Source organism: Nanchangia anserum, from assembly GCF_015240065.1.
Taxonomy (GTDB): Bacteria; Actinomycetota; Actinomycetes; order Actinomycetales; family Actinomycetaceae; genus Nanchangia; species Nanchangia anserum.
In genome coordinates this window covers 1,601,795-1,620,841 of record NZ_CP060506.1, presented here as the reverse complement: position 1 = coordinate 1,620,841, position 19,047 = coordinate 1,601,795, and the positions used below count along the sequence as shown (strand labels likewise).

Sequence of the window (19,047 nt, the reverse complement as noted above, 5' to 3'; positions counted from 1 at the left end):
CGCCGCGCGTCGTCTGCCGTGATTCTTCCTTCAAGCGCATCGGCAATCTCGTCGAAGGTCAGCGTCTTCGCCCCGTCACTGCGGTCTACGTCTCCCAAAACGACGAGACGCTCGGCGAGCATGTGTATGAGCGATCACGCGTGAACGTATATGTGCCAGGGGTTCGCTCGCGCCAGTTTGAGGTCCAGATCTCGGGCAACAAGTCTGCCCGAACCTGCTGAAAAACTTGCTGACTTGTCGCATGTGGGGCAGACGCGCGAGTGCGATGGACCAAGTGAAAGCCTCTGGGCACACGCAGCAATCAAATGCATCATCGTGCTGCTGGAGAAGAACGTACTAGGCCGAGAGTGACAGGCCGCCCGAGAAGATCTGCAGCGGAGGGGCATCATCTGGAGTGAGCAGGCTTGCCATCGGCTCCGATGACAGACGCGTCTGGGACGCTTGTGGCAGGTCGGAGTGGAGTCGATTGCCGACCACAGTCGCATCCACGCCGCGTGACCCAGACTGGCACCTAAGTTTCCATCGAATTAGATGTGACCGCCGCAACAGGTGTGGTAGGGTCGACATACCGCGTGAAGGAGGTGATTGTCAATGAACGACGCAGAATCGGAGGACGTCGAGTTGGTCCTCGAGGAGATCACCGAAGAGACACCAGCCCTGATCCAGCAGGGCAATCGTCTTGGCTGCTGATGGAACAGTACATAGGTTGGTCTCAACATGCACTGGGCCAACCTATTGCTGTAAATAGGCAGATCGGACTACATTGTGAAACTTCGTGCAGTGGCAGGCTTGCGTATCCGCAATCGATCTTCAAACCACTGGGAAATGACAGACCTCAAGACGCGTCGCGTCTGGAAGGTTGACCACAAAACCGCTGCCGTGGCTCTTCTCTACATCGGGGAGGACGCTCTGGCAGGAGCAGAAGCAGCTGAGATCCTCTCATCTGTCATGCAGCGGAAGAGTGTTCAGAAACGGATCGATGCTCTCCTCAATCTTGAGCTTCTTGAGGCAGCAGATCGCGAGTCCGCGCTCCTTGAGACCAATGCGCGCTGGGCCTCGCGGGGGTGGGGAGATGCTTTCGATTATCTCTTAGCCACCTGGGACTACCCTTTTGAGAACTACGCGGCAGGGGGTCAGGCGCGGGATGAGGAGCGAATGGAGCGGTATGAATCTGAATCCCCGGATAACGTCCGATATCTCCCCGCCAAGGGTGAACTGCGACATCAAATAGCAACGGTGCGGGAAGGATTGGAGAGGCATATTGCGCGCGCGGAGGTTTCAGAGGCCGATCTGCTTGATGCTACTCTTGATATAGCATCAGCAGTGACTCAACCAGTCGAATGGCGAGCCTCTAGAACTGGCGGGGCTGATCATATGTTGCGGGTATCTCCGAGCGGCGGTGCTCGACACCCGGCTGAGGTGTACCTCATTGCTCTTAACGTCCCAGGTCTTGACCGGGGAGTCTATCACGTAAGCGTCGGTGACGCGGCGTTGGCTTGGGTGGGTGAAGCCCCCTCCAATGAGGACCTTCAGAAAAATATGCCCGGAGCTTACCGTCTAGACGCAGAGCCGAGAGTGATATTCGTGGTGACTCTGCATGTCGCGAGGAACATGTATCGATACCGAGAGCCCCGTACGTTTCGAACGATCTTCCTCGACGCGGGGCATATGGGTGGCCTAATTGAGGCGTTGTGCGACTCGAGAGGCATGACGGCGCATGGACATCACGGCTTTAACGACACGTTTGTTGGTGAGCTCCTTAAGTGCGGCGATCTGACTAAGGAGGTGCCCGCCTACCTTGTCTCGGTGGCGCTCGAGGATGACTGCAGCGGTGCGTCTATCAAAGTAGGGGAGTCGGTGCTGAACTCGTGAACGATATTGTCTTTAGGAAAGACTTCAACGGAGCCGGTGCAACTGTTGAAATTGCGCCGCAAGAGACTGCGAAGAGATATCGTGTAGGTGCGCATCATCTTGCGCGGAGCGTAGCGAGCTCGGAATCCCTTCCCGGTTCTCTCGAGTGCCTCGCGGTAGCTAATCCGAAAATGGACTTCGAAGAGTGGCGTCAGCATCAGTGGGCCGGAGCGATTCAGTGTTTTGTGTCCTCTCTCGATCGGGACTACGTCGACCATGAAGAGAATTACCCAGAAGTTCACGAGAAGGTGCTTTTGGAGTATGCTAAAGAGAGCGAGATGCCGGTAAGCGGTGTTCCTGTCGGCGATCCGATTAAACTGGATGTTCCTGCACCTACTTCGTTGTCTGTTGTTGAAGCCTTGCTCAGGCGTCGGACCACACTGGTGCCCAGTAGAAGGTCATTGACACTAGACGAACTTGCTGCAATTCTTTACCGTGCTATGGCGCGCATTCGGGCCTTCCGAACCCCTGCTATTGAGTCACGGCCAGAGCTTGCGATGACGAACTTCGCGCCAGCTCTCGATGTTTATGTTCTTGTGTTCGACGTGGAAGGGCTGGGAGCCGGAGTCTATGCTTATGATATCCGTAACCACACATTGACTCAGAAACAGGGCGAGCTAGACCGCAAGGAGTGCCGCCGCGTCATTGTTGGACAACCGGCGACCGAGACAGCTGCGGTCACACTTCTCTACGTTTTGGATGTCGAAAGACATCAGTGGAGGTACAGGCACCCGCGGGCTCTTCGTGGCATGTGGATCGATACCGCGAAGGCAGTCAATGAGTTGCTCTGGGAGCTTTCGAGTCGCTCGATTATTCCGCATATCACGCCGGCCCTGAGTGATACTCGAGTGTTGGAGCTTCTCGATCTGCCGACCGATATGACGGTGCATGCCGCCTACGCAGTTTCGTTCTCGGGAGAGTAGCGTCATCGACGATGAATGAGATGGAGTTCTCACGTAGAGAACTAATGAAGTATGCATGGCCTATGGTGCTGTCATCCCTGGGAACATTGGCCGTGAGTTTCACCGATAGCGTCGTGATGGGCAACTACTCTACGACGGGATTAGCGGGCGTGGGCCTAGGGGTGGCCGTATACTCGCTCCCCATCAACGCTCTACTTGGCGGTCTTATGGCGCTGCGGATCTATGCGCCGAGAACAGCAGGAGAGAATGGGCGCCAACGTGACCTATGGGGTTTATCGCTAGTTCTTCGTAAGCTTGTGCCCCTTGCGTTGATGACCTCTGTTGCGCTCAGTGTTGTTTGCTGGGTTGTCTTCGGGGAATCCAGTAATTCCGTCGTGCGTGAAATGTCCGCGTACCTCAAGTTTCGCGCCTGGAGCGCAACGCCCGACATCGTTTCCTCTGCGGGAGTGATCTGTCTTGTTGCCTGGGGCTTCGCTAAAGTTCCTCTGCTGGATTTTATGGTCACGTCGGGTGTGAACTTGGTTCTGGATGTGGCGCTGGTTTACGGTCTTGGACCGTTTCCTGAGCTTGGAGCAAGCGGTGATGGCATCGCTAGCTCGGCCGGTAGTACCGTCGGTGCCGCGTTGGTGATTGCCTTGCTGCTTAAGAATCGCGGGCCAACGGCATCACGCCAAGAGATTGAATCGACGTTCGCTGGTTGGGTGAGGCTGTCCTTGCCTGCTGTGTTTTCAGCTGCTGTTGACTACGCAGGAAACAGTCTATTTGCAGTAATTATCTCGTTCGGTGGTGCCGCTGCTCTGGCTGGTTCGCGCGTTGGCGATCAGGTACACATGTTGGCGTTCGTCATTGTGTCGTCTCTGTCTTCAGCGGGCTTGGTCGTTTTCGGCCGAACGAACGCTAGCGTAGCGAACATGTCGACGAGCTTCATTGGCGCATTTCGTAGGACTATGTTTTTTTGGGCCGTGCTCTTCGGTCTGGCTATTGCGGGGATGTCTCCTGTCATTTCTTACCTGGTGACGCCAGATCCCAGCGCACGGAAAGCGATGATCGTAGCCATGTTAATAGTGGCGATGTCCTGTCCGGTCGCTGGAATTGCTTATGCAAATGTCACATTGCTGCGAGCTTCTGAGAAGACGGGCATGGAGTTTGTGAGCAATGCATTAGCGGTATGGGGTGCGCAGATCCCCGTGGCGGCGATTGGAATGTTGGCCGTAGGAGGGATTGGGGCGTTCTCGGGAATTTTCGCGTACTGGATCCTTCGCGCTCTTCTCACCGGAGCGCAGGTGCGGCGAATGTCCGGCCGCAAGTCGTAGTGGTAAGGGTGCAGCTACATTGGAAGGTGTGAGCAGGACAGCATATGCTTGGCAGCATCTTCGGTTCGGCGAATGGTGGCGCTTAGATTATGAAGCCTTTGAGGGCAAGCTGAGGGATAGGCTGAGCTGGTATCGCCGGTATACTCGGCGGCGAGATGGCGGTATGACGTCTGCCCGGCTGGTGGAACCTCTGGTCTTGCCAGAAGGGTGTGATCTAGCGCGCTATTCATCCAGCGCTGACGTCACGTTGGATTGTGCTGAGAATCTCTTTGGCGACTGTCTTCGGGTTATCTTTCAGACTGGCCCCAGGATCAATGAATTGCAGAACGAGGTCGCTTCCAGATGGTTCCAAGGAAGTGACCCGATTAGCTCATTGAGCAATGTAAGGGACGCGCTTGCATCAAGCGCGAATGTGGAGGCTGATATGCTGGCGAGGGCCCGGGTTCTACCAGTTCCAGATGGGTTTCCGGGTGCCGTGGACTTGGCGATGTTTCCACCGCTTCCCCCTTGGGCGCTGCCAGAGCTGTGGGTCGCAGCGGATGCTGTCGACCGCTCAATGTCTGACCCTGGTGTAGCGGCTCGCCTCTTAGTCGCCATCGCTCATGAAGGTCTCGGGCATCTCCTTCAGTATCACTCGTGTGTTATTGGAGCTACCGACGGGTGTTTTTTGGATTCAGAGATTATGGAGGGGTGGGGTGTCGCTGCTGAGATGAAGATCCACCAGTTAGGCGAAGCAGAAGGAAGCATTGCAGACATGTACATGGTGAAGCGGATTTTGCCGTTCATGGCGACAACGTATCCCGAGATGTGGAAAAGGAGGTATCGCCCGACTGTTGAGGCGCGGTTCCCGCAGTTTCTGACGAGTTCCGAGTTCGCTGTGTTCCGTGTTGGAGTTGGGACGCACGCCCGAGGGATGCTTCGGACGCGCGAACTCAACGAAGGAAACTCGGATGGGCTTTCATGGACGGCGAGTTCATCGAGTCCATGGATTAAATCGTTTTAGGGAAAGCTGGCGGCACTGAACGGCTAGTCGTTTTCCGCACGCAAAATGCGTGTAGCGTGATTGTGGCGGCGCTACTCGGCCGTGCGTCGTAGGCTGCAAGATTTGAGATTCGCGTCGCAGCAGATGCTCGTGGCATAGGTACGCCATGGCTAGACCGTGATCTTGGAAGCACGGGAGCGCCTGGGGTTATATATTAGCTTATGCGGCAGCTTTCGCACTCAAGTAAGAGTCATCGGGCGCTCTAAGGCGCACGCAGTCAGCAGAAGTCGATCGTTGTGCTATCTGCGGCGACGCGGGCCTGGCAAGGTGTGAGAGATGATCAAAGATCATCCCGAATGCGCTCACGTGCTTGCTTGTGAAGTGCCCGCTAAGGAAGAGAGTCTGGCACTTACGACGACTCCGGCATCACACCGGTGCCCTTCAGCGGTAGGTGGACTAGACGCCTTCGGGTCTGTGACTTGTGCGAGCTTAACTATCCTGTGAGTTCGTTCTGGAGGTGGAGCCAAGCGAAATTTGCCTCTTTGGGAATTCGCGTCCCCCGCATGGCGGCGTTGGGTAGCCGCGTCAGAACGTGACTGACGGGGAGTTGCGCTTGCGGCCTAAAGGTCGGATAACGCAACACCTCTTCTGAGGTGGTCTGCACGAGTCAAGTTTCGGTGAGGGGCTTACGACTGAGCGGGTATAACACGTTGAAAGGAATTCCACTGTGATGATTGCTGCAACGTGGGCGCCGATGCTGGACTGCACCGAATGTGGGGCAACCTGTCCGTGCGGTTCCTGCTCGAGCTGGGGGGGGCTGGCGCACCGCTTGGACGGCGCGCCAGCCTAAAGGTGCTTAATAACTTGATGCGTTATCTTCGCGACTTTAATAGGGGAAGTGACCTGTTGAGCGATATTGTAGAATGCCGGAGATGGCTTCTTCCGCTTGCTTCTTGGGCCTTGCCCAAACAAGCTCAGCCACTACAAGAGTCGAGACGAAGATGATAGTACCCCAAAATAGTGTAGGGTTCGTTTGGTCCAAGATGAGAGTGTGCAGCCCTGGTGTTAGCGAGATTAGCGTCTTGAGTGCTGCTGCTACAATCCGTGTAGGGCTTCTCTTGTGAAGGAGGGTGAGATAATCGACTTCTTCTCGAGTTAGGAGCGGGGTGAACAATCCGTCGTCCCTGTCGCATCGAGCATCCATTTCTGTAAGGTAATTGATGACTTTTAGTTGTGAGTCCACTTTTCTACTCCTTTACTACTGTTTCTATTGTGTAGACGCCTTGGGTGGCGACGTTTTATTTTAACATAAATTTTCGGGTTTAGTAAAGTGAATTTCTGATCGTTTTGGATGTTTTATTGTGTTGGGTATAGCAAGTGAGGTGTGTGTTGTCGAAGCGCCGGAATGGCGGGCGTGTTTTGAGTTGGGGCATCGTTGTCGAGTATGTCGTACTTGATTGGCGTAGGTGTCGCACCTTGGTGACCTTTTGTCGAAGTCACCCGGAGTGCCACTTCCATGGGTGTGTGCGAGGCGGTGCCCAGGAATCGCAGTTCTGGGCACCGCCTACGGGGTGTGCAGAGCTGCGTTAAACCATGAGATAACGCCGCAGCGTAGCCGGATCCGTGATGATGGCACCGTCGTCGATGAGCGCGTCTCCACTGTTGAGGGCGGTGGCTAGACCGGCTTCGATGAGGATCGTGCTCCGAGAGCGCTCATCGCCGTTGGGGGCGGACCAACCTTCCTCGTTCGTTGGGGCAATCCACTGGTTATCCGTCTGGAAGGACGACGGGATAACCCGCGCCGCCTGCTCGGCGGTGATCGTGCTGTTGCGGGTGATCGAGCGAGCTACCGAGCGGGTGGCGTTGATTCCCAACATGTCCGCGATGGTCTGGTAGGTGGTGATGGCGCCGGACTCGCCAAGGCGAACGACGACTGCTTCGATGCGTTCCCTCGCGTTTGCAAGAGGGGCGGTCGACACGATGTCGGCTCGATAGCCAGGCGCGAGACCGATCTCAAGATTGCCGTCGGGCTTGAGCAGTAGCGTGTGAGCGCCGAACTGGATGCGGTCGGCTTGAGATTTCTTCAGGAGCTCGTCGAATTCGTCCGTCCCCATAGGCTTCCACCCCGCCCCATCGCCTTGTTTCCAGTAGGTGCCCTCAGGGGAGAGGCGGTGCCCGACGAGTGCTGCGCAGGCGGGGATGTCTTCAAGGTCCCACTCGTAGCGATTGTCGTCCTTGAGGTGGGCGGCACCCTTGACCCGATAGACGCCCCTGATGTGGTTGGAGACAACTCCGACGACAACTTCGGCACTTTGGAGCAGATCATGCTGGCGAGCCCCCCGGGCCTTCCATGCTCCAGACATGGCTTCCTTGGTGGAGGTGCGCCGCTTGATTGTTTGACCGATATTGACGACAATGATGTGATTCATCTGATTTTCCTTTCTATTTGTGGGTTCAGATGGTCGGTGTGGTTGCGGCTGCTTTGGAGTGCGATGTCGCAACCACACGTACGACTCTATGACCGAGCGTGCTTTTGGTCAATAAGTGCGGCGTTTTGTGTTGGACGTCACACGTGTTGGATGTGTGGTGCGTTAGCTCGTGGTCGTCGCCGGAGTGGACGGGGTAGCGGGACTCCAGCGCGATAAGTCCTTAGCCCAGTAAGACCGTTCCCTTCGTGCCGTCCACGGTGATCGTTTGCCCATCGGCGATGCGTGACGTCGCGGTGCGTGTTCCCATGACGGCGGGAATGCCGTACTCGCGGGCGACAATCGCCGCGTGCGACAGTTGCCCGCCGGTATCCGCGACGACGCCGGCGGCGAGGCCAAACAGCGGCGTCCATGTGGGATCCGTGTATTGGCACACGAGGATGTCGCCCGGTTGCAGGCGGTTGAAGTCGTCGGGCGAGATGATGATCCGCGCGGACGCGGTGACGAGTCCCGGCGAGCCCGCCACGCCACTCAAGGTTGAGCCGTCCTCACTGGCATCAGCATTGTGCTGCCACCACGCGGCCACGACCGCGGCCGCGCCTGGGTGCGAGCGGCAACCCGTCGTCGCATCTCATCCGCCGCGAGCTTCCCATTGAGCGCGTCGACAATCTCATCGAACGCCAGCATCTTCGCCCCGTCCCTGTGGGCCAGGTGTCCCGAATCGACGAGGCGCTCGGCGAGCAGATCCATCAGTGCTCGCGCGTGAACGTAAGTCTCCTCGATGAGGTAGAGCGACGCCTCACGGGCAACGTGCCCAGCCCGCCACCGCTCGACCATGCGAAGAAAACGCCTCCTCGCGAACCGTGGCAGCCGTCGTGTTACTGACGCGACCACCTCGTCGTGGCTACTCCCGGTGCGCGGCGCAGCTGATTGGCGACGAGCCGCCGCCAACGTCTGAGCAAACAGCTCGGGATCCTCGCGCCAGGATCGCTGCGAAAACGGCAGGTACATTTTCGGCGTTCGCGCACCATACTCCGCGAGGAACTGCTGAATCTGCTTCTCGGTCTCGGCGCCGGGAGGAAGTGCAGCTAGGCGACGGAGCTCCCGATCAATCACCGCGGTCGTGTAGTCGAGGTCGCCCAACAGGTCGTACGGGCTGAGATCCGGCCGCCTGGCCAGCCGCAACATCGCACCCAATCGCGTCGCCAACAACATCGCCGGGCCCAGATAGTCGAGAAACCTGGCGCGGGCAATCTCGTCAACGAGATCCAATGTCTGCCGCAGCGCCTCGATAATGGCCGAGGTCGGCGCGTCGGCGGGCGATGATCCGATGGCGCGCAGCCGATCGCGGTAGCCGCGTTCGACCTCGGGCCACCCGCCTGGATCGGGGGACGGATAGCGCAGCAACCGCAGCAGTCTCGGGGTGAACCGCACAGCGGGGTAGTCGACGGTGATGACGCCATCGGCGTCCATGGTGATGAGGTCCGCTATCGGCGTCGACCTGACGCCGACCTGTTCCATCCCGAATTGCAGTTGCTCATGCACCCGGGTGATCGCCAGCAGATCGAGCGGGAACGGACTGGGATAGTGCTCGATGAGATCGTGATGGAATGCCCGCGACAGGCGTGAGTGTTTGTGGGTTGGCTGCGCGTCGCGCTGCGTCGCGACTGTTTCGCCCGCGATAGTCGTGATCGGGCGCGCCTGCAAGATCCACAAACCGTCATCATCGATGGCCCACTCGATATCCATCGGCATCCCGAAATGGTCATGGATCTGGTGACCAACGTCGTCAAGCTCGCGAACCTGTTCCTCACTCAGGCACTGCGCGTCAGCACAGCGCGGATCGGATGTGCGCACGACATCGGTGCCGACGCGGTCGAGACGAGACTCCTTCGCCCCAACTCGCACGCTGATCTTGCCCGACGCGACCCGGTATTCATCGGGCGTAACCAGGCCCGACACGACACTCTCGCCCAGTCCCCACGACGCGTTAATGATCGTCTCGTCAGCGCCCGTTACCGGATCCGCCGTGAACATCACTCCGGCGATCTCCGCGTCAACCAGCCGCTGAACGATGACGGCGATCGCCACATCGTCGTGGGAAATCGAATTGCGCTCCCGGTAAGTCACCGCGCGCTCGGTCCACAGCGAACCCCAGCACCGCCGCACCGCATCGGCAACCGCCTCAACACCGCACACCCCGAGGAAAGTATCCTGCTGTCCGGCAAAAGACGCCTCGGGGAGATCCTCGGCGGTAGCGGACGAACGCACGGCAACGGCGACACCGTCACCCCAGGTGCTCATGCGATCACGTAACGCGACGAGGAGATCTGCGGGCAGGGGCTGAGACTCGACGAGATCGCGGATATGTGCGGTCTTATCCGAAGCCAGTAGCGCAGCAAGATCCAGCCCGGCGACGGCGTCACGGTAGGCATCGGCCGCTATGACGAACCCGTCCGGCACGCGAAACTCACCGGCAACCAGCCGGCCAAGATTGGCGGCTTTACCTCCCGCAGTCGCCAGAGTGGAATCGGTGAAAGACAGAATTCGGCTCGGCATGGCTACGCCCGCAAACCGTTGAACACCACGTCGAGCTGGGTGGCAATGACGTCCTCGAGCCTGCCCGCCTGCGGTTCCAGCGCCCACAACGCCACCGACGAGAAATAGCATGCGGCGAGTCCCTGAACGACATGTTCTGCTGGGATGTCCCGCCACACCCCTGAACGCATCCCGTCAGCGGCGATCTCGGCAAGAAAACTGAGCAGCCGTGTGCGTTCGGCGCTCGCGGGCGTCTTGCCCATCGACCGAATCCGCGCGAGTGCCATCTGCCGCGCAATAGCCTCGTTGTCACTGAACCACGTGGCGGCGGCCTGAAAACTGCGGCGCACTCGTTCGTCAGCGGGTGCGGACGCGTCGTCGGCCTCCAGCATGACGTCGAGGACCTGCTCGCTTAGGTAGGAAAACACGTCTTCCTTGGTGGGGAAGTGGGTGAAGAAGGTTCCCTTGCCGATGTCGGCGGCCTCGGTGATTTGGTCGACCGTCGTCGCGTCGAATCCCTGCTTTTCGAACAGCGAGACGGCGGTCTCGACGATGCGTCGTCGCGTCTCCTCGCGGCGTCGTTGCGCGCGTGATTGCGGTGCCATGAATTTAGAGTAACTATAGACCTGACTGTGGTCAATCAGGCTGTCGGGATCGGCGTGGCTCCGATCGGCAGTCTCGGAGCGGTGCGCGGCCGCTCACATGTCGGGTGCGGTCAGCGGCCGAATAGCTTCGAGAAGAATCCACTGCCCGCGGCGTTAGCCTTTTCCGCCTCGGTGTGGCGGCCATCGCACCACTGTTCCGGCGGCACATGCCGCTTCACCTCTGCGACGTGTTGGCCACAGCCCGCCCACGTCGTCTTTTTACACACCTTGCACGTCACCGCTCGGCACATGATGTTTCCTCTCGTTGCGCCGTCTATCCCAGAGAACCGATTCTCCCCTGGGAGTACGTGGATCGTATCCCAGGGGAGAGAAACTGCGCCGCCGGAAGTGGCGATGATTAGTCGAAGAGCCCGAGTTGTTCGCGCGGCGCGGTGAGGGCGGCGGCGTAGTCGGCGGCGATCTGAGCCAGTTCGGTATCGCTCAGGCTCATCGAGCCGGCGGTGACAAACGGGCGCAGGTAGCGGGCGCCGATGAGGTTACTCGTGGCTTGAAGAGGCCGCAGTAGCTCGGTGACGGTGTAGCTGTACCCTCCGTCGCGCTGATACTGGCTCGCCTGTGCGCCAGGAGAAACGGCGACGAGAAGCTCCTTGCCGTGCAAGGCGGTGCCGGTCGACCCGTAGGCCCACCCGTACTCGAGCACACGGTCCTCCCATTCCTTAAGCAGGGCGGGGCTGGAATACCAGTAGAACGGGAACTGGAGGACGATGCGATCGGCGCTTTCCAGCACCGCCTGCTCGGCCTTAACGTCGATCTTTCCGTCAGGATAGAGGCCGTACATGTCACGTACCTCGACGTCAGCCGCGGTGCTGGCGGCAGAGGCCAGGGCCGCGTTGACACGTGAACCGTCGGTGAGGTCCGGGTGAAAAACGCAGACAACAGTGCGCACGAAAAATCACTCCTTGAGTAGGTGCAGACGACACGACCGTGAGACGGTGTGCCGGACCGCATCAGCCTTGCACTTAACGCGTGCTTTAAGTCAAGGGAGAGAACGGGGCGATGGTGAGGCGGGGAGCGCGCAGATGGCGAGGAGATGCAGTCCGGTGACTGGCAGCGCGCAATCGCTGTGACCTGCATAAGCTTGATGTCATGACAGTGACAGGTACCGAAGACGTGATGATCCGGCCGGCACGCGCAGGCGACGAAGACCAGATGGTCGAGCTCACGCACGTGATCGCTCGTGCCGAGGGGCGTCCCGAGGCCTGCACCGCGACGACCGAGGGGCTGCGTTCGGTCGTCATCGACGACGGATGGGCGCAGGCGTTGGTAGCTTGCGAGCCCACCGATCCCGACACCATCATCGGGATGATCATCTATTACCGCTCTTACGCCTCCTACGCCGGCAAACGCGGCTACTTCGTCGAAAACGTCGCGGTGGCCGAGAGCGCACAAGGGCGCGGGGTCGCCTCCGCGATGTTTGACGCGCTTGTGCGTCAAGCAAAGGCCGAGGGTGTGGGCAAGCTCGAGTGGGCCTGCGACCGAGCCAATTCGGCCCGGCGCTTCTATGAGGATCGGCTGAAGGCCGAGCCCAACGAGCACTACATGATCTACTCCTATCGGCTCTAGCCCAGCTGCCTCAGTTAGGGCGCACGTGGGAGCCGACGATGTGGTCGTTGACGACCCCGATGGCCTGCATGAGCGCATACATCGTCACCGGCCCGACGAATTGGAACCCCGCGCGCTTGAGGTCGCGCGCCAGCTCGCGCGACGCCGGGGTAGAGGAGGGAATGTCGTCGCTCGAACGTGGCCCGGGAGCGGTGGGGTCGTAGTACGACCACACGAGCGCGTGCAGGCCACCGTCGCGGCGTAGCTCGCGGCAGGCGCGGGCGTTGTGAATGACGGCCTCGATCTTGCGCCGGTTACGGATGATCCGGGGATCGGCGAGCAAGCGCTCGACGTCGCCGGCGTCGAATGACGCGAGGGCGTCGGGATCGAACCCTGCGAACGCCTCCTCGAGCGCCTGCCGTTTGCGCATGACCGTCGCCCACGCCAGTCCGGCCTGAAAACACTCGAGACACAGGCGCGCAAATACTCCGCGTTCGTCGCGGACCGGCCGGCCCCACTCGGTGTCGTAATACTCGCGCATGTCGCCGTCGACCGCCCAGGCGGGGCGAAGCTTGCCATCGTCGCATCGAACCAATCCGCGAGGCACGACCTCGCCAGTGAATTCGCTCATCGGTGCTCCTTTCCGTCGATTCAGCCTACGGGTGGGCCAGTGCGGCGACTCGGGAGCGCGCGGGGATGCGCAACAGGCGCCGATGCGTACGCGCTGGGGACACGAGACGACAGCGGCGAACGCGCGGGGAATAATGGGCGGCGATGATCGCCTCGTTCTTTACCGATCCGACCTCGTGGCTGCACGAGATCGTTGACGTCGCCCGCGCCCCACTGGCACTCGCCGTCCTCATGTGGATCATCCAGATCCTCGCCTCGACGACGCACCACCGCATCAGTCGGGCACTCGCCATTCACGCGTGGCAACCGACGCGCATCTGGGCAATCGCGACGGCCCCGCTCGCGCACGGCGGCTTCGGTCACCTCATCGCCAACACGATCCCGTTCGTCATCTTCGGATCGCTGCTGTGCGTGTGGCCCCAGCCGGTGTTGCCGCCGCGGCTCAGCGCCGTGCCCGGCATCGCCCACCTCGACCTGTTCTGGTTGGTGACGATCACCGCGGCCCTGACCTCGGGCATCGGAGCCTTCGTCCTCAACCGGCGCGGCAGCGCGACGGTTGGCGCCTCCGGCCTCATCTTTGGCTACTTCGGCTACATCGTCACCTCGGGCCTGCGTGAGGGCGACGGGCAGGCCCTCGCCATCGCGCTCGGAATCGGCGCCGTGTGGGGAATCTCGATGCTGCGCGGCGTCATCCCGCGCTTCGGCTCGCGCGTGTCGTGGCAGGGGCACCTGTGCGGACTCATCGGCGGAGCGGGCCTGGGCATCTGGCTCTACCCGACCGCCTAGCCCGGTGCGGGGCGACGAACCCCACAGTGCCTGCGCTTGGTGGACAAAGTTCGCCGGGTGCAAGATAGGGGACGCTCATCCCCGCCGCATTTCCTGGTGCGCCGATGACTCCCTCGACCGAGTAGGAGGCCCCTGTGAGCGCTCAACGCTCGTCCCTCACCGAATCGGTGACGTTTAAGCCCGACCGCGACTTTTGGGTCATCTACGCGTGCCTCATGGTCGTCATGTTCCTGTCTTCCCTCGATCAGACGATCGTCGGCACCGCGCTGCCGACCATCGTCGGTGACCTGGGCGGCGTCGAGCACATGGCGTGGACCATCACCGCCTACACCCTCGCCATCACCGTGTCGATGCCGGTCTACGGCAAACTCGGCGACCTCGTCGGGCGCAAGCCGACGTTTCTGACGGCCATCGCCATCTTCGTCGTGGGCTCCGCCCTGTGCGGACTGGCGACGACGATGCTGCCCTTCATCGGGTTCCGATTCCTTCAGGGACTGGGCGGCGGCGGTCTCATGATTACCTCCCAGGCCATCACCGCCGACATCCTGCCGGCGCGCGTGCGCTCGATCTATATGGCCCCGATGGGTGCCCTCTTCGGCGTCTCCTCGGTTCTCGGGCCGCTGCTTGGCGGCTGGCTGACCGACTCGGTGTCGTGGCATTGGGTATTCTTCATCAACCTGCCCCTGGCGATTGCCGCGTGGATTGGGGTGTGGGCGCTCATGCGCCTGCCTAAGCCCGCCGGCAAACCGCGCGTGGACTGGGCCGGGCTGGGGCTGCTCGACGCCGGGGCCATCCTCATTGTCGTGTGGACGTCGTGGGCCGGCCAACAATTCGCGTGGCTGTCGTGGCAAACCGCAGTGCTCCTGGGCGGTGCCGTCGTGCTGTGGGCGTTCCTGTGGCCCGTCGAGCGTCGCGCTGCCGAACCCATCTTGCCGATCAGCCTGCTGCGCAACCGCACCTTCATCGTGTGCACCCTCGTGGGGATCCTCGTCATCGGTGCGATGTTTGGTGCCATTGGGTACCTGCCAACGTACTTCCAGGCCGCGTACCAGGTCACGGCCACCCAGTCCGGCCTGCTGCTCATCCCCATGACCGCCGGCATGATCCTGGCCTCCACCGCGTCGGGATACTTCGTCGCCCGCACCGGCCACTATCGCGGCTACCCGGTCATCGGCTCGTTTATCGCCGCCGGTGGCATGCTCGGGCTTTCTACCGTCGAGGCCGGCACCCCCGTGTGGCAGGTATGCGCCTACACCTTCGTGCTCGGGGTCGGCATCGGCCTGTTCTTCCAGCTCCTGGTTCTCCTCGTCCAAAACGCCGTCCCCGCCCGCATCGTCGGCACGGCGACGTCGGGGAACAATTTCTTCCGCGAGATCGGCGTGTGCATGGGGTCGGCCGCCATTGGCACCCTGTTTACCAGCCGGCTGGCAGATCGCGTCCACGACACCATCGGTCAGTGGATGACGTCGACCGATCCGAACGTGCAGGCGGCGCTCGCCTCGTCCTCGGCCCTCAAACTCGACGTCAATTCGCTGACCCCCGCCCTCATCCAGCGTCTGCCCGACCTCATCCGCGAGGGCATCGTCGACTCCTACGTCTACGCCCTCACCCCGCTGTTCGCTTGGATGGCGCCGATCATGGCGCTTGCGGGTCTCGTGTCGCTGGCCATGCCGAAGCTCGATCTGGCCACGAAGACCGGGATGGAACAGATTGCCGAAGCCGAAGCGCAGACGCAGGCCGAGGCACGTTAAACACACCCCGCTAGCGCGTGCCGTTGCGCCCTCTCGTGCCACAATGGGAGCGGTACGTGTCATAGACGACGAGGAGACACCATGGCGGAAAAGCAGACGATTCTCGGACGAGTTGCCCAACTGGCGAAGGCGAACATCAACGCCCTGTTGGATCGCGCCGAGGATCCCGAGAAGATGCTCGATCAACTGATCCGCGACTACACGAACAACATCGCCGAGGCCGAGTCCGCGATCGCCCAGACGATCGGCAACCTGCGACTGGCCGAAGCGGACCAGGAGGAAGACCGCACGAACGCGGCCGAATGGGGCCAGAAGGCGCAGGCGGCGTCGCGGCGCGCCGACGAATACCGCGCTGCGGGTGAGACGGCGAACGCTGACAAGTTCGACCGCCTGGCCAAGGAGGCCCTGCGTCGCCAGCTCGATCACGAGCGTCAGGCCAGTGATGCCGAGCCGATGCTCGCCTCGCAGCGCCAGATGGTCGAGCAGCTGAAGTCCGGCCTTGAGGCGATGAAGGCGAAGCTCGAGGAGCTGAAGTCCAAGCGCGACAACCTCGTCTCGCGTCAGAAGCTCGCGCAGGCCCAAAACAAGCTGCACGACGCGATGGGCAGCATCAACGTCATGGATCCCACCTCCGAGCTGTCGCGTTTCGAGGAGCGCGTGCGCAAGGAAGAGGCGCTGGCGATGGGTCGCCAGGAGCTCGAGTCCGATTCGCTTGAGGCCCAGTTTGCCGCCCTCGGCGACAGCGATGAGGACGCCGAGATCGAGGCGCGTCTGGCCCAGCTGAAGTCGCGTTCCGACTCCTAAGATCGCGCGTACGTCGGCCCCGTCGACCCCGGTGTGGGACGGCGGGGCCGACGTCTATCTGCGCGCTGCTGCGGCCGCCTAAGCGAGGAGAGAACGGGCAGCACAGGATGGCCGGTGTCGATCAGCACGTGAGAACGGGCAGTCTGGGCGCGGCACCTCGCCTATGCTTGGTATCAAGCCAGATTTCGAGTCCTCGATAGGAGAGCGTTATGGCGAAGATAGTAAATTCGTGGAACGATTTTGATCCGTTGAAGCGCGTTATTGTCGGGCGTGCGGATTTCTCGGTTATTCCCCCCGAGGAGCCCGCGACCAGCGAGAAGGTTCCCGTCGACTCGGCCATGCGAGGGATGTGGGGCCCGCGTCCGACCGAGACGGTGGAAAAGGCTAACGCTCAGCTGGACTACCTGGCGAAGGTTCTCGAGGACAACGGCGTCACCGTCGATCGCCCCGAGCCGTTGCAGTGGAACCAGCCCGTCATCACTCCGGATTTCCGCACGGATTCCATGATGACGTGCATGCCGCCTCGCGACATTTTGCTGACGATCGGTTCCGAAATCATGGCGAGCGCCAACTCGTTTAGGTGCCGCTACTTCGAATACCTGGCCTATTGGCCCCTGATGAACAAGTATTTCGAGGAAGATCCGGAATTTAAGTGGACGCAGGCCCCGCGCCCGCGCCTGACCGATGCCTCGTACAAGCACAACTACTACGACGAGAAGATCTCGCTCGAGGAGCGCCTCGAGCGCACGGCGAACAAGGACTTCGTCACCACCGAGGTCGAGCCGATGTGGGACGCGGCCGACGTGCTGCGCCTGGGCAAGGACCTGTTCATCCAGCACGGCCTGACGACGAACCGCAAGGCCATGGAGTGGTTCAAGCGCTACTACCCGGACCTGACCGTGCACGCGGTGAACTTCCCGGGCGACCCCTACCCGATCCACATCGACGCGACGTTCGTGCCGCTGCGTCCGGGCCTCATTATCAACAACCCGCAGCGTCGCTTGCCCGAGGAACAGCGCGCGATCTTCGAAGCCAACGATTGGCAGATCGTGGACGCGGCCATGCCCGCCCACAAGGAGCCGCCGCCGCTGTGCTACTCGAGCGTGTGGTTGTCGATGAACTGCCTCGTGCTCGACCACAAGACGGTCATCATCGAGGCCAGCGAGCACAACCAGGCCGAGCAGATGGACAAGCTCGGGATGAATGTCATCCCGGTTCCCTTCCGCGACGCCTACCCGTTCGGTGGCGCGCTGCACTGCGCGACCGCGGACGTGTACCGCGAGGGCGGATGCGAAGACTACTTCGCTAATCGGGTTCCCGATCCGACGCTCGTCTGACACATCGACTTGCCGGCGGTCTCGGCGCGACGCGGAGGCCGCCGGCAAAACCATACCCGCCCATATTGCGAAAGCAGTGATACCGATGTCCACCACGAAAACAACCGATGATGAAACCGGGGTGCTACGCAAAGTCGCTTTCGCGTCTGGGCTGGGCAACTTCATTGAGTGGTTCGATTACGGATCGTATTCGTATTTCGCCATTGTTCTCTCTCAAATCTTCTTCCCCGCGGCCGATCGCTCGCTCCAGCTCGTCCAGATCTACGCGGTATTCGCCCTGTCCTTCGTGCTCCGGCCCGTGGGCGCGCTCGTGTGGGGCCACCTGGGGGACCGGCTAGGGCGGCGCTGGGCGCTGTCGGCGTCGATCCTCGTCATGACGATGGCGACCTTCGGCATTGGCCTCGTCCCGCCGTACGCGAGCATCGGTATCGCAGCGCCGATCCTCCTGCTCATCATGCGCGCGATTCAGGGCTTCTCGGCGTCGGGTGAATACGCCGGTGCCTCGACATTCCTCGCCGAATACGCCCCGGCGCACCAGCGCGGCATCTACGTGTCGCTAGTCCCCGCCTCGACGGCCGGTGGGCTGCTGGCCGGCGCGGTCTCGGCCTTCACCCTGTCGGCCGTGTGTTCGCCGGAGGGGTTGCTGTCGTGGGGGTGGCGCCTGCCCTTCCTCATCGCGCTGCCGTTGGGCCTGGTCGCCTGGTACATCCGCATCCACCTTGAGGATTCCCCGGCGTATCAGGAGATGCAGGAGCGCCTGAAGCACGAGGCCAGCGACGACAAGCCGGCGCACCCGATCCTCACGCTCTTTAAGCGCTACAAGAAGAAGCTCGTCATCGCCTTCGGCGTCTCCTGCCTGAACGCGGTCGGTTTCTACATCGTGTTGACGTACCTGCCGACGTACCTGGAAGAAGAGGTCAACATGTCGGCCTCAACGTCGACGGGCATCACGTCGGTCACCCTCGTCGGATACGTCGTCCTCATCTTCGCGATGGGGCACCTGTCCGATAAGTTCGGACGCAAGCGGATGCTCGTCACCGCCTGCTTTGCCTTCATGGTCTTGGCCATCCCGGCGTTCATGCTGCTGGGCACCGGCTCGGTCGCCGTCATCCTCGCGGTCGAAATCGTCATGTGCGTGGCGCTGACGATCAACGACGGCACGCTCGCGAGCTTCCTCACCGAGACCTTCCCGACCGAGGTCCGCTACTCCGGCTTCGCGCTGTCGTTCAACCTGGCGAACGCCCTCCTGGGCGGCACGGCCCCGATGATTTGCACCGGCCTCATCAAGCTGACCGGATCGTCGATGGCCCCGGCGTGGTACCTCGTCACCATCTCGGCGATCGCCTTGGTCGCGATGGCCTTCTGTGTCGACCGCTCGGGCGAGGATCTCGCGAGTTCTGGCCGCACCGACTAGCTGCCGGATGCGCGGTGACCCCGGG

15 protein-coding genes are annotated in these 19,047 nt (G+C 61.2%); 9 read left to right on the top strand and 6 right to left on the bottom strand.

Features of this window, described 5'->3' with window-relative positions; translation table 11 throughout:
* Positions 1 to 825: 825 nt before the first annotated feature.
* The 3 genes from H8R18_RS07595 to H8R18_RS07585 all read left to right on the top strand — a co-directional run bounded on the left by H8R18_RS07595 (position 826) and on the right by H8R18_RS07585 (position 4,147).
* On the top strand, positions 826 to 1,872 hold the full coding sequence (locus H8R18_RS07595) for a SagB/ThcOx family dehydrogenase (RefSeq protein WP_191071438.1): 1,047 nt from the start codon (positions 826 to 828) through the stop codon (positions 1,870 to 1,872).
* A complete protein-coding gene (locus tag H8R18_RS07590) occupies positions 1,869 to 2,834 on the top strand; it encodes a nitroreductase family protein (protein ID WP_191071437.1) in 966 nt (321 codons plus the stop codon). Before H8R18_RS07595 ends, H8R18_RS07590 begins: the two co-directional genes overlap by 4 nt.
* A gap of 62 nt (positions 2,835 to 2,896) precedes the next feature.
* Positions 2,897 to 4,147 carry an MATE family efflux transporter gene (locus tag H8R18_RS07585; RefSeq protein WP_191071436.1) on the top strand — a complete coding sequence of 417 codons (1,251 nt, stop codon included), beginning with the start codon at positions 2,897 to 2,899 and terminating at the stop codon, positions 4,145 to 4,147.
* A 2,568-nt stretch (positions 4,148 to 6,715) separates the two neighbouring features.
* On the opposite strand, the gene H8R18_RS07580 is transcribed toward H8R18_RS07585, so the two are convergent.
* From H8R18_RS07580 to H8R18_RS07560, 5 genes are all read right to left on the bottom strand, one after another.
* Positions 6,716 to 7,558: a hypothetical protein gene (locus H8R18_RS07580; RefSeq protein ID WP_191071435.1), complete on the bottom strand. Its 843-nt coding sequence runs from the start codon at positions 7,556 to 7,558 to the stop codon at positions 6,716 to 6,718.
* A gap of 220 nt (positions 7,559 to 7,778) precedes the next feature.
* Entirely contained in the window at positions 7,779 to 8,081 is a 303-nt protein-coding gene (locus tag H8R18_RS07575; RefSeq protein ID WP_227712908.1) for a PEP-utilizing enzyme, read from the bottom strand.
* A 5-nt stretch (positions 8,082 to 8,086) separates the two neighbouring features.
* Positions 8,087 to 10,114, bottom strand: a complete 2,028-nt coding sequence (locus H8R18_RS07570; RefSeq protein WP_194189225.1) for a PEP/pyruvate-binding domain-containing protein — start codon at positions 10,112 to 10,114, stop codon at positions 8,087 to 8,089.
* Positions 10,115 to 10,116: 2 nt separating this feature from the next.
* On the bottom strand, positions 10,117 to 10,698 hold the full coding sequence (locus tag H8R18_RS07565) for a TetR/AcrR family transcriptional regulator (RefSeq protein WP_191071433.1): 582 nt from the start codon (positions 10,696 to 10,698) through the stop codon (positions 10,117 to 10,119).
* A 397-nt stretch (positions 10,699 to 11,095) separates the two neighbouring features.
* Positions 11,096 to 11,644: an NAD(P)H-dependent oxidoreductase gene (locus H8R18_RS07560; protein WP_191071432.1), complete on the bottom strand. Its 549-nt coding sequence runs from the start codon at positions 11,642 to 11,644 to the stop codon at positions 11,096 to 11,098.
* A 200-nt stretch (positions 11,645 to 11,844) separates the two neighbouring features.
* On the opposite strand from H8R18_RS07560, the gene H8R18_RS07555 reads away from it, so the two are divergent.
* Entirely contained in the window at positions 11,845 to 12,321 is a 477-nt protein-coding gene (locus H8R18_RS07555) for a GNAT family N-acetyltransferase (RefSeq protein WP_191071431.1), read from the top strand.
* Positions 12,322 to 12,331: 10 nt separating this feature from the next.
* On the opposite strand, the gene H8R18_RS07550 is transcribed toward H8R18_RS07555, so the two are convergent.
* The gene (locus H8R18_RS07550; protein WP_191071430.1) at positions 12,332 to 12,931 is read right to left on the bottom strand and encodes a DNA-3-methyladenine glycosylase I; all 600 of its coding nucleotides are present in this window, start codon (positions 12,929 to 12,931) and stop codon (positions 12,332 to 12,334) included.
* Between the two features lie 143 nt (positions 12,932 to 13,074).
* Between H8R18_RS07550 and H8R18_RS07545 the strand changes: the two genes are divergently transcribed.
* The 5 genes from H8R18_RS07545 (at position 13,075) to H8R18_RS07525 (ending at position 19,022) form a co-directional block, all read left to right on the top strand.
* A complete protein-coding gene (locus tag H8R18_RS07545) occupies positions 13,075 to 13,716 on the top strand; it encodes a rhomboid family intramembrane serine protease (RefSeq protein ID WP_191071429.1) in 642 nt (213 codons plus the stop codon).
* Positions 13,717 to 13,850: 134 nt separating this feature from the next.
* The gene (locus H8R18_RS07540; RefSeq protein ID WP_227712792.1) at positions 13,851 to 15,467 is read left to right on the top strand and encodes an MDR family MFS transporter; all 1,617 of its coding nucleotides are present in this window, start codon (positions 13,851 to 13,853) and stop codon (positions 15,465 to 15,467) included.
* Between the two features lie 81 nt (positions 15,468 to 15,548).
* The gene (locus tag H8R18_RS07535) at positions 15,549 to 16,271 is read left to right on the top strand and encodes a PspA/IM30 family protein (protein ID WP_191071428.1); all 723 of its coding nucleotides are present in this window, start codon (positions 15,549 to 15,551) and stop codon (positions 16,269 to 16,271) included.
* 209 nt (positions 16,272 to 16,480) lie between these two features.
* Positions 16,481 to 17,608, top strand: a complete 1,128-nt coding sequence (locus tag H8R18_RS07530; protein ID WP_191071427.1) for a serine/threonine protein kinase — start codon at positions 16,481 to 16,483, stop codon at positions 17,606 to 17,608.
* 85 nt (positions 17,609 to 17,693) lie between these two features.
* Positions 17,694 to 19,022 carry an MFS transporter gene (locus H8R18_RS07525; protein WP_191071426.1) on the top strand — a complete coding sequence of 443 codons (1,329 nt, stop codon included), beginning with the start codon at positions 17,694 to 17,696 and terminating at the stop codon, positions 19,020 to 19,022.
* Positions 19,023 to 19,047: the final 25 nt, after the last annotated feature.